Below are 11,688 nucleotides of genomic sequence, written 5' to 3' on the forward strand. Positions count from 1 at the left end.
GACTCAACCTCGCTCGCCGCTGATGGAAACAGGCGGGAAGGCATAACGCTCATCACGCTCAACCCAATCCATAAAATCAGCTCGGGCCCCGGGGAAGCCAATCAGCTTCCAGCCTGCCAGCCCCTGATTACCGCCATGGATCGGATCACTAAAAAAGCCCTCACACGTGTTGCTCCACAACATCGCGAAGAAGGTCGTAGCGGGTACGGACTCGAACGCTGCCTTGCCGCTGTCAAAGTCCTGCAATGCCTGCTCTTGCTTGACTTGATCCAACTCGGCAAACGCTTTGCCCCACTGTTTCTGGCAATAGGCATTGGCCTCCTCAATTCCCAGGCGATACACCTCTTGCGGGCTGAGTTTCAGCTGATAGCCCAGCTCCTTCGGTGCATCGGGTTGGAAAGGCCCCTGCATGTACCACAGCCCACCACTGCCATAGCGGGTGTTGAGCTGGCGGTCGATAAACTCCGGCACACCGCTGTCTGCCGCACCGGGCCCCATGTTGTCCGTTGGAATCAGGCGTGCCACAGCGGCAGTCACAAATGCCAATTCTTCGGCTGTGAAATAACTCGGTGTATACGCCTGTGCTTTGGCAGGGGCTGCAACTGCAGATTCAGGTTGAGCCAAAATGGCAGAAGCAACCCCAGTCGTGGCAAGCGCCGCCACAGGGATCAGCCCCAGGGAATGACGCAAAAACTCTCGGCGCGCCGGATACGTGTTATCGGATGTCTCCTTGGACATGGCAGGTGCCTCTCCTTGCAACAAGCTTCATCAGGTCAATGCAGTATGGCCCCATTTTTCCAGGGGGCTCTCGGGATAGACCGGTGTTATGGACGGCTGTTCCTGAACAAATCTCTCAGGAAACAGCGCAGTGGCTAACGACGAGCCGTTATGGCGTGTCAGCCTTATGGATTGACCAGATTGGCCGGGCGCTGCCCTGCCAGTGCAGCCAACAAATTGTCCACGGCACAGCGAGCCATGGCTTCGCGGGTTTCCTCTGTGGCTGAGCCGATGTGCGGAGTCAGCACTAGGTTCTCCAGCTGCAACAGCGGTGAATCCATCGGCAATGGCTCTTTAACCATCACATCAAGCCCGGCGCCGCGAATGCGTTTGTGCTTGAGTGCATCGACCAGCGCCGCTTCATCCACAACCCGACCACGGGCGATATTCACCAGAATGGCTGAGGGCTTCATCAACGCCAGCTCAGCAGCGCCTATCAGGTTCTCCGTAGCCGCACTGAGCGGCACGGTCAGGCAGACGAAATCCGACTCCGCCAACAGCGCCCGCAAACTGCGGTAGCCCGCCCCATAACGCTGTTCGACTTCCGGGCGCGGGTTGCGGCTGTGATAGAGCACCTGCATGCCGAAGCCCGCCGCTGCACGTCGGGCCAACGCTTCACCGACGCGGCCCATGCCGATAATGCCCAAGGTCTTGCCCTGTACATCGCAGCCAAAGTGGGCTGGCCCGATAGAAGCTTTCCAGTGGCCGGCACGTATCCAGCCATCCAGCTCCACGACCCGGCGAGCGCAGGCCAGAATCAAGGCAAAGCCCGTGTCGGCGGTGGTTTCTGTGAGCACGTCCGGTGTATTGGTCAGCATCACACCACGCCGGTTAAAGGCCTCTATGTCGTAGTTATCCACCCCGACCGACACGCTGGATACCACTTCCAGCTGCGGCGCCAGCGCCAGCAGGCTGTCATCCAGCCGCATGCTGGCCCCCAACAAACCGTGGGCAGTAGGCAGGGCTGCGTGCAGCGCCGCTTTACCCACGCCCGCCGGATCATCTATCAGGGTTACATCGACCTGCTCCTGCAAGCGCGCCATCAACACATCTGAAAGGCGCTTATAAAGAACGACTGACTTCTTCATCACACATCCCTAGTGGTTAGTCGCCAAACGCGGCTGGCGCGTCGGCTGTAGCGGATTGAGCATGGCGGTCAATGCCACCGCCAGCAGCAACGCCCCGCACATAAACAAATAGGACGCTCCCGGCCCTCCGGTGGCTCCGTTGAGGTAGCCCACCAGCCATGAGCCAGAGAACGAGCCCAAGGCGCCCATGCTGTTAATCAGCGCCATGGCACCGCCTGATACGTTGCTCGGCAGCAACTCAGGCACGATTGCAAAGAACGGCCCATACGGGGCGTACATGCATGCACCGGCCACCACCAATAGCGCATAGGACCACCAGAAGTGATCACTGCCCAGCGCATAGGAACCGTAAAAGGCTAACGCTGCGATCAGCAAGGGCGGCCAGACAAAACGCTTACGCTTCTGAATTTTGTCCGATGCCCAAGACACTCCCAACATCGCCAGCACTGCGCAGAGATACGGCAGAGCGGACAACCAGCCAGCGGTAACGATATCCAGCCCCGCCGCATCCTTGAGAATCGACGGCAGCCACAGCACAAAACCGTATACGCCGATGCTCCAGCAGAAGTACTGCAACGACAGAATGATCACCGTTGGTGAGCGGAATGCCTCGCGGTAATTCTTCACCGGCTTGATGCCTTGCTGCTCAGCGGCCAACGCATTCTCCAGCGCCTGCTTTTCGTCGCTGTTTAGCCACTTGGCCTGGGCCGGACGATCATCCGCCAGGCGCCACCAGATGAAAGCCCAGAGAATGGCCGGTGCCCCTTCGATGATGAACATCCAGCGCCAGTTGAACTGCTCGATCAGATAACCCGACACCACCGACATCCACAGGATCGTCACCGGGTTGCCCAGCAGCAAAAAGGTGTTGGCCCGCGAGCGCTCGGCACGGGTAAACCAATGGCACAGGTAGATCAGCATGGCGGGCATTACCGCAGCCTCGACTACACCCAGCAGAAATCGAATGATGACCAGCCAATAAACCTGATGCACCACGCCGGTCAGTGTGGCCAGGCTGCCCCACAAAATCAGGCTCCAGAAGATCAGGGTTTTGACACTGCGCTTTTCGGCGTAAATAGCCCCAGGCACCTGAAAGAAGAAGTAACCGAGGAAGAACAACGCACCCAGCAGAGACGATAAGCCGGGGGTGATATTAAGGTCTTCAGCCATGCCCGAGGCAGCGGCAAAGCCATAGTTAGCCCGATCCAAATAGGCCAAGCTGTAGGTGATAAAAACGATTGGCAGGATGTACCACCAACGGCGTGCGGCGAGTGATGAGTTTTGCATCAGAGCTCTCCTGGCATTTTTCTTGTTGTTCCATCAGGACCGGTCAAACCGGCTATTTAGATTGAGCGTTGCAACTGCGTTTCATAGCTAATCAACTCTGCCCGCTGTGGCAGCCCTTCCATATCCCCGCGGCTCTGCACGGCACGGCAGCCGCACCAGTTACCACGGTCCACGGCATACTCCAGAGGCAGACCCTGCAGCAGCGCGCTGATAACACCCACAGCAAAAGCATCACCAGCTCCGACGGTATCCACCACCTGCGCAACCGGATGCCCTGGCACAACACCGTGACGGCCCAATGCGTCCTGCCAGTAAGCGCCCTCTGGCCCGAGTTTGATGGCCACCTTCTTCACACCGCGCTCCAGGTAAAATTCGGCAATCTCTTGCGGTGACTCAAAACCAGTGAGCAAGCGCCCTTCCTCCAGCCCTGGCAGCAGCCAGTCCGCCTTGAAGGCAAGTGAGTTGATCGCCTCCACCATCGTGGCCTCATCCGGCCACAGCGACGGCCGCAGGTTAGGATCAAATGAAATCGTGCGCCCAGCTGCGCGCATCGCATCCACCAATTGATGGGACAGTTCCTGGCAACTGGCCGACAGCGCAGGCGGAATGCCTGTGGCATGCAGATGACGCACCTGCAACAGTTCCGGGCTGATCAGCGCAGGCGACATACGACTGGCCGCTGAGCCACGGCGGAAATACTCCACCTGCGGATCGCTGCCATCATCACAGCGTTGCTTGAGCTGCCAGCCAGTGGGGTATTCTGGGTCGACTTCGACCTTGGAGCAGTCAAGTCCTTCACTGCGCAGCGTGTCGACCACAAACTGCCCCAGCGAGTCATTACCAACGCGACTCAGCCAGTTGACCTTAAGCCCCAGCCTGCGCAAGCCAATGGCGACATTGCTGTCAGCACCTGCAATACGCTTACCGAAGCGCTCAACATAAGCCAGAGGTCCCGGATACTCAGCCGCAAACATGGCCATGGTTTCACCAAAACACAGCACATCATGTTTAAACATGGCTCACCTGCTTATTCAGTTCTGCCAGTTGTGTAACTTGCTGGCGGGTTATAGCGGGCAGGTTGGTACCCGCCAGTGGGTATTCAATGGCCAGCGGCACACGCGTTTGAAAATGCCGCAGCAGCTCACGCCATTGGTCAAGATCACGCTCTTGCGGAGGTATCGCCACCAGGCGACCATCCTCGCGGCGTTTAACCGCCTTGCAGTGCACATAGCGCACCCAGCGGCCCAAGCGTTGGGCGGCGTGCTCAGGGGACTCGCCCTGCCACTGCCAGTTACCGATATCAAAGGTCATGCCCGGTGCAACACCCTGCTGTTGCGCCGCCTCAAAGAAGCCCAGCAGCCGCTCAAGACTGCCGCCCTGCGGGGTCTGATCGTTCTCTACATACAACTCTGGGCCCTGCTCCAGCAGTGGCTTTAACGCCTGAAGATCACATTCCGCCCGCCAGTGCCCAAGTGACACCTTCAACGCCACTGCGCCCATGTCCCTGGCCAGCTGCATGCGTTCCATCACTTGCGGCTCCAGTTGACCATCTTCACGCCACAGCTCCAGCGGGCAGGAGTACAGCTGCTGCAAGCCATAAGCATCGGCCAGGCTGCTGAGCATCGCAGCCTCTGGCTTGCGGCTGAACAGCTCTTCACGCCACTCCACGCGGCTGGCTCCAGACACCGCAACCAGGGGGATATAAACGACCTGACCGCGCTCCAGGACGGCATCAGCGCCAAAGCTGGAAAGGCTGATGGAGACTGGATGTGACTGCATGATTGACGTCCTTGTTAGCAAATGAAACCGGTTTCATTTTGAGGTAAAAAACAACTCGAATTGACACGCGCTATTAAGCGCGAAGTCGGGTCGAGCCCCGGGGAATAAGGTGGGCAGGTAAGTCCAGCCGTCGTGGCGGTTGAGTACTGCCTTGCAGGCGCTCCAGCAGGCAATTAAAGGCGGCTGCGCCAATCTCTTCGGTGGGCTGAGCCAACGCGCTGATCCCGCTGCCCACCAGCGGATACCAGTCCAATTCGTCGATGGCCAACAAGCCAACGTCTTCAAACAACGGCTCTGAGCGACCGTGCAGAACCTGCATCACTTGCAGGGAAGCAACACCATTACAGGCCAGCAACGCCTTAGGGCCGTGCCCACTTGCGGCCATAAACGTATGAATGCGTTGCGCGAGGTCATCTCCGGTTTCCAGCACCTGACCGCGCAGACCATCACGGCGAGCTGCTGAAGCCATAAAGGCCTCTACCCGCTCATGCCGTGAACTGGTGCCATCCAGCGGTTCAGTCACCGCCAAAATGTCGCTATAGCCGTTGCCTTGCAGATGATCCAGTGCCTGCTCGATAGTCTTGCGGTTATCCAAACCGACCATGTCCACCTGCAATTCGGTTACTTGCCGGTCAACCAGCACCATGGGCAACTCACGGGCCAAACTCGCCAGCTCACGCGCCTGATGGCCGAGGGTATGCACGATCAGCCCGTCAATGTTGTAGGACTGCAAAGCCTGCAGCTGAGCCTTCTCAAGGTCATCGTCACAGGCGGTGTTGCACACCACCAGGCTGTAGCCTTGCTGGCGGCAAGCGGTTTCGACGCCATGCATCACGGCAACGGAATAGGGATTGCGGATATCGGCCAAGAGCAGGCCAATCAGACCGGTACGCCCGCGTTTCAGAGCGCTGGCCATACGGTTGGGGCGGTAACCCAAACGCTCAACAACCGCCTCAATGCGCTGAGCGGTAGCCTCAGCCAGCAGTTGCCGGTCTTCGCCCATAAAGCGCGATACCGTAGCCTTGGAGACTCCGGCGGCTTTGGCCACTTCACTGATCGTGACGCGGGCGCGAGTAGGTAAAAGATCCTTATTCACCCCAATTCCTTTTTTGTTTGAGCTTGGCTGGGCGTTAATGAAAACGGTTTCAATGAAAACGCTTCGTCACTCAATCGTCAAGTCTCCCTTTGTCGGATGACCCTACAAGCCCCCAATGACGAAAGAATCTGAGCAGACACAAATCCGTAGCCTGGATTAGCCACAGGCGTAATTCGGGGTTCGCTGGCACCGCCACCACCGTAACGGCGGAAACGCTACGCGGTTCCGCCCTACAAGCTACACGCTTAAATCCAGAGAAACTTCGTCGTAGCCTGGATTAGCCGCAGGCGTAATCCGGGGTTCGCTGGCACCGCCACCTCGTAGGGCGGAAACGCTGCGCGGTTCCGCCCTACGAGGTGCACGCTTAAATCCAGAGAAACCTCGTCGTAGCCTGGATTAGCCGCAGGCGTAATCCGGGTTTCGCAAGCACAGCCACCACCGCAACAGCGGAAACGCTGCGCGGTTCCGCCCTACGAGGTGCACGCTTAAATCCAGAGAAACTTCGTCGTAGCCTGGATTAGCCGCAGGCGTAATCCGGGGTTCGCTGGCACCGCCACCACCGCAACGGCGGAAACGCTGCGCGGTTCCGCCCTACCAGCGACTTACTTGCGCTTAATAGTCTTAAGCAGGTCTTCAGGGGTGATGTAACCCACCGCACCGCCCGTGCTTTGCAGGCTGCCGGGCTGCGGCTGATTGAGGATGTGCCCTTTCATCTTGCCGATGATGTGCATTTCACAGGGTTTGCAGTCGAACTTCAGGGTCAGCACTTCGTCCTGATGGATCAGTTGCATCGGTGCGACCTTGGTGCGCACACCGGTCACGCCCTTGGCCTGTTTCGGGCACAGGTTGAAGGAGAAACGCAGGCAGTGCTTGGTGATCATCACCGGCACTTCGCCCGCTTCTTCGTGGGCCTCGTAAGCCGCATCAATCAACTGCACGCCGTAACGGTGATAGAAGGCGCGGGCCTTCTCGTTGTAGACGTTGGCAAGGAAGGTCAGGTGCGACTCTGGGTACACCGGCGGCGGCACGCTGACAGGCTTACGGAAACCGCGTGGATGCGCCGCTACACGGGCCTGAGTCAGCGCCTCAATTGCTTCACGGCGCAAGGATTTCAGCTGTGAACCGGGGATAAACGGCACCGCTTCCGACTCCACCTGCACATTCGTAGCGAAGTAAATGGTGGTACCCAGTTTGCCCAGGGTGTCAGTCAACTGCTCGCGGGCTTGCTCGGCATCTTTAGCCGCAGCAAACGGACCAGTGAGCGTCACCGTAGCGCTCACGTTGTCTTCACTGGTCACGGTGAGTTGCAACTGATCCGCACTGCAACGGGCCAACCAGTTCACCGCAACGCGGCGCTCAGCAGAGGTCTTCAACAGCGCCTGCTGCCAGTTGTGGTCGAGGTTGCGGTTAAGCGTATGCAGCGGACGCAGACGGAACATGGCCTCCGGCATTTCATTCGGCTCTACGCGGTAGCGGTAACGCGGTTGGCCCTCTTCTTCAAACTGCTCTTTCAGCTCGGCGATATTGGCGCGGAAGCCCACCACCTCACGCTTAACCAACACGTTAAGGCCATCACCGTTGGACAACGGCGTGTCAGTCACGGCGATCAAATCGCGCTTGTTGACCTTTTCCACCTGCCCCACTGGCAAACCGGTGAAGGTCGGCGAATCGAAGGCGCCGATATCAATCTTGCGCTCAGTGACGAAATAGTCGGTGCTGCCACGGTGAAACGTCTTTTCCGCATCCGGCTTGAAGAAGTGTTCAGTGCGGCCGCTGGAGGCGCGGGCCAGGTGTGGACGCTGCTCAAGAATGGCATCCAGTTCCTGACGGTAATGAGCAGTGATGTTCTTCACGTAGCTCATGTCTTTGTAGCGCCCCTCGATCTTGAAGGAACGCACACCGGCATCCACCAGATGAATCAGGTTGGCGGTCTGGTTGTTGTCCTTCATCGACAGCAAATGCTTGTCGTAGGCCACCACGCGGCCCTGATCGTCCTTCAGTGTGTACGGCAAGCGGCAGGCTTGCGAGCAGTCACCACGGTTGGCGCTGCGCCCGGTCTGCGCATGGGAGATGTTGCACTGGCCAGAGAACGCCACACACAGCGCACCGTGGATAAAGAACTCGATGGCGGAATCAACGTTCTCGCAAATCTCACGCACCTGTTGCAGGTTCAACTCCCGGGCCAGCACCAGCTGGGAGAACCCTGCATTGTCGAGGAACTTGGCCTTATCCAGCGTGCGGATATCGCACTGGGTACTGGCGTGAATTTCAATGGGCGGCAGGTCCATTTCCATCACACCCATATCCTGCACAATCACCGCATCCACACCGGCTTCATAAAGCTGCCAGATCAGTTGACGCGCAGGCTCCACTTCATCGTCATGCAGAATGGTGTTGATGGTGACAAACACCCGCGCATGGAACAGGTGCGCAAACTCCACCAGATCCGCAATGTCGGCCAGGCTATTGCTCGCGTTATGCCGCGCACCAAAGCTGGGGCCACCGATATAAACGGCATCGGCGCCGTGCAGAATGGCCTCCTTGGCAATGGCGGCATCACGGGCCGGGCTCAACAATTCGAGGTGGTGCTTGGGCAAGGACATGGCGGACTAATCTGTCAGGGAAATCGAACCGCGCATTTTACCCTTAATTGCACATTTGTCTGTGCCCGCCTGGATGAAATACCGCCAGCCGACACACTGTATAGGCATACAGACCAGAGACACGTAGAATCAGCGCCTTATTCGTTCGAGGTAATTGCGGTGGACTTACAACAGGGCTTTCTTCTGACCCGACACTGGCGCGACACGCCGGACGGGACGCAGGTGGAGTTCTGGCTGGCCACCGACGATGGCCCGCGACGCATCCGCATTCCGCAGCAAACCTCCGTTGCGTTTATACCCGCCGAACAGCAGGACAAAGCGCTGGCGGTGATCAGCAAAGAAAAAGGCGCTGAGCTGCGCCCGCTTAGCCTGAAAGATTTTCGCCACCGCCCGGTTGTGGGCCTCTACTGCCAGCAACACCATCAGCTAATTGATCTGGAAAAGCAGCTGATCCGCGCCGGTGTGGATATCTACGAAGCCGACGTGCGCCCACCCGAGCGCTACCTGATGGAGCGTTTTATCAACGCACCGGTGCTGTTTGGCGGCCAAGCCGATGCCAGCGGCGTACTGCTCAACGCCCAGATCAAACCCACACAAGACTATCGCCCTGCCCTCAAACTGGCCTCGCTGGATATCGAAACCAGCGAGTTTGACGAGCTGTATTCCATCGGCATCCACGGCTGCGGCCAGCGTCAGGTATACATGCTGGGTCGCGCCAAAGAAGACGATGCGCCGGTGGATTTTGCTCTGGAGTTCTGCGCCACCCGCGCCGAGCTGCTGCAACGCCTGAATCACTGGATACAAACCCACGACCCGGACGCCATCATTGGCTGGAACGTGGTTCAGTTCGACTTCCGCGTGCTGCACAAACACTCCCGCGAACTCGGCGTACCCTTGCTGCTTGGGCGCGATGGCAGCGAAATACAGTGGCGGGAGCACGGCAGCGGCAATAACCACTACTTCGCCAACGTGGCCGGGCGGCTGATCATCGACGGCATCGAAGCGCTGCGCTCGGCCACTTGGTCGTTCCCTTCATTCAGCCTGGAAAACGTCGCGCAAACCCTGCTCGGCACCGGCAAAGACATCTCCACACCCTACCAGCGCATGGACGAAATCAACCGCATGTTCGCCGAGGACAAACCGGCGCTGGCCCGCTACAACCTGCGCGACTGCGAGCTGGTCACAGAGATTTTCGCCAAGACCGACATCCTCAACTTCCTGCTCGAGCGCGCCACCGTCACCGGCCTGCCCGCCGACCGTATGGGCGGCTCGGTGGCAGCATTCGAGCACCTGTACATGCCGCTGATGCACCGCCTGGGCTTTGTTGCGCCAAACCTGCGCGATAAAGCCCCCCACACCAGCCCCGGCGGCTTTGTGATGGACTCACAACCGGGCCTGTATGAATCGGTGTTGGTGCTGGATTACAAAAGCCTGTATCCGTCGATTATCCGCACCTTCCTGATCGACCCTGTGGGGCTAATCGAAGGCCTGCGCCAGCCGGATGATGCACACTCGGTGGAAGGCTTTCGCGGCGGCCGTTTCTCCCGCACCCAACATGCGCTGCCGTCGATTGTTGAGCGCGTATGGCAAGGCCGCGAGGCGGCAAAACGGGAGAAAAACGCCCCACTCTCGCAAGCCCTGAAAATCATCATGAACGCCTTCTACGGTGTGCTGGGTTCCAGCGGCTGCCGATTCTTTGATACGCGCCTGGCCTCCTCCATCACCCTGCGCGGCCACCAGATCATGGGCCGCACCCGCGAGCTGATAGAGGCCGAAGGTTATACAGTGATCTACGGCGACACCGACTCCACCTTCGTCTGGCTCAAACGCCCCCACAACGAAGAAGACGCTGCCCGCATCGGCCGCGCACTGGTGGCCAAGGTCAACCAATGGTGGAAGGATCATCTGCTTAAAGAATTCGGCCTCACCAGCGCCCTGGAGCTGCAGTACGAAAGCCATTACACACGCTTCCTCATGCCCACCATTCGCGGCGCGGATGAAGGCAGCAAAAAGCGCTATGCAGGCTTAGTGACACGCGCAGACGGCAGCCACGATATAGTCTTCAAGGGCCTGGAAACCGTACGCAGCGACTGGTCGCCGCTGGCACAACAATTCCAGCGTGAACTGTACGAAAAAATCTTCCTGCGTCAGCCCTATCAGGCCTACGTGCGCGACTACGTTGAACGCACGCTTTCCGGCGAGTTTGACCACTTGCTGGTCTACCGCAAACGCCTGCGCCGCCAGCTCAGCGACTACGAACGCAACGTCCCCCCACAAGTCCGCGCCGCCCGCCTCGCCGACGAACACAACGCCGCCCACGGCCGCCCATTGCAATACCAGAACGGCGGCTGGATCAACTACGTCATCACCACCAGCGGCCCCCAACCCCTGGAAGCCCTCAGCGCGCCGATGGATTACGAGCATTACCTCAGCAAGCAACTACAGCCGGTGGCGGATGCGATATTGCCGTTTGTGGATGATGATTTCGGGACGTTGGTTGGGGGGCAGTTGGGGTTGTTCTGAATGTAGGTTCCTCTTGCTCAGGCGAGATCCCGAAGCATCGTGTTGCCTGTCCGTTTGGGTTGCGCCCCTTACGGTCGCCTCACTTTTCTTTGCGTGCACACCGCACAAAAGAAAAGTAAGCAAAAGAAATGCACCCCAGCATCCGGGTTTCGCTACGCGAAACTTCCCGCACTCCGGCACTGCTCCAGGGGCCGTCGTACAAGGGCCATCCATGGCCCTTTACGACTCTCGCCGCATCCATGCGGCTCACTCCCCTACACAGCACCTGCGTTTGGCCTTCTGATGGGGGCTTGGGTGGGGCTCACACAACCGTGAAGACTCTGGAGCTGCATGGATGCAACTGACACATAGGTGGGTAAGCCTTCGGCCTTACACCACCCTACAAAAGCCCACGAACCGTAGGGTGGCGTAAGTCTGCGAAGCAGATTACCCACCAATGGCACGAACATTATGCTGCGAAAAATCAGTGTTCCACTATCCGCAAGAACACTAAAAATGGCTCCTTCTGATGGGTGACCATAACGGGGCCCAAAAG

General features: G+C 58.7%; 8 protein-coding genes. 1 reads left to right on the forward strand and 7 read right to left on the reverse strand.

The window, feature by feature from the left end; all coding sequences use genetic code 11:
• Positions 1–3: 3 nt before the first annotated feature.
• The 7 genes from WG219_16405 to WG219_16435 form a co-directional block, all read right to left on the reverse strand.
• Entirely contained in the window at positions 4–738 is a 735-nt protein-coding gene (locus WG219_16405; GenBank protein ID WXL24876.1) for a gluconate 2-dehydrogenase subunit 3 family protein, read from the reverse strand.
• 164 nt (positions 739–902) lie between these two features.
• Positions 903–1,865: a D-glycerate dehydrogenase gene (locus tag WG219_16410; GenBank protein ID WXL24877.1), complete on the reverse strand. Its 963-nt coding sequence runs from the start codon at positions 1,863–1,865 to the stop codon at positions 903–905.
• A gap of 9 nt (positions 1,866–1,874) precedes the next feature.
• On the reverse strand, positions 1,875–3,152 hold the full coding sequence (locus tag WG219_16415) for an MFS transporter (GenBank protein WXL24878.1): 1,278 nt from the start codon (positions 3,150–3,152) through the stop codon (positions 1,875–1,877).
• Positions 3,153–3,208: 56 nt separating this feature from the next.
• Entirely contained in the window at positions 3,209–4,168 is a 960-nt protein-coding gene (locus WG219_16420; protein WXL24879.1) for a sugar kinase, read from the reverse strand.
• Entirely contained in the window at positions 4,161–4,931 is a 771-nt protein-coding gene (locus WG219_16425; GenBank protein WXL24880.1) for an AP endonuclease, read from the reverse strand. The genes WG219_16420 and WG219_16425 overlap by 8 nt, the downstream gene beginning before the upstream one ends.
• A gap of 73 nt (positions 4,932–5,004) precedes the next feature.
• A complete protein-coding gene (locus tag WG219_16430; protein ID WXL24881.1) occupies positions 5,005–6,027 on the reverse strand; it encodes a LacI family DNA-binding transcriptional regulator in 1,023 nt (340 codons plus the stop codon).
• A gap of 602 nt (positions 6,028–6,629) precedes the next feature.
• Positions 6,630–8,630 carry a U32 family peptidase gene (locus tag WG219_16435; GenBank protein WXL24882.1) on the reverse strand — a complete coding sequence of 667 codons (2,001 nt, stop codon included), beginning with the start codon at positions 8,628–8,630 and terminating at the stop codon, positions 6,630–6,632.
• Between the two features lie 159 nt (positions 8,631–8,789).
• On the opposite strand from WG219_16435, the gene WG219_16440 reads away from it, so the two are divergent.
• Positions 8,790–11,153 (forward strand): DNA polymerase II, encoded by a 2,364-nt coding sequence (locus WG219_16440; GenBank protein ID WXL24883.1) that lies wholly within the window; start codon positions 8,790–8,792, stop codon positions 11,151–11,153.
• The last annotated feature ends 535 nt before the right edge of the window (positions 11,154–11,688 follow it).

Source organism: Pseudomonas mendocina (genome assembly GCA_037482215.1).
Classification (GTDB): Bacteria; Pseudomonadota; Gammaproteobacteria; order Pseudomonadales; family Pseudomonadaceae; genus Aquipseudomonas; species Aquipseudomonas mendocina_E.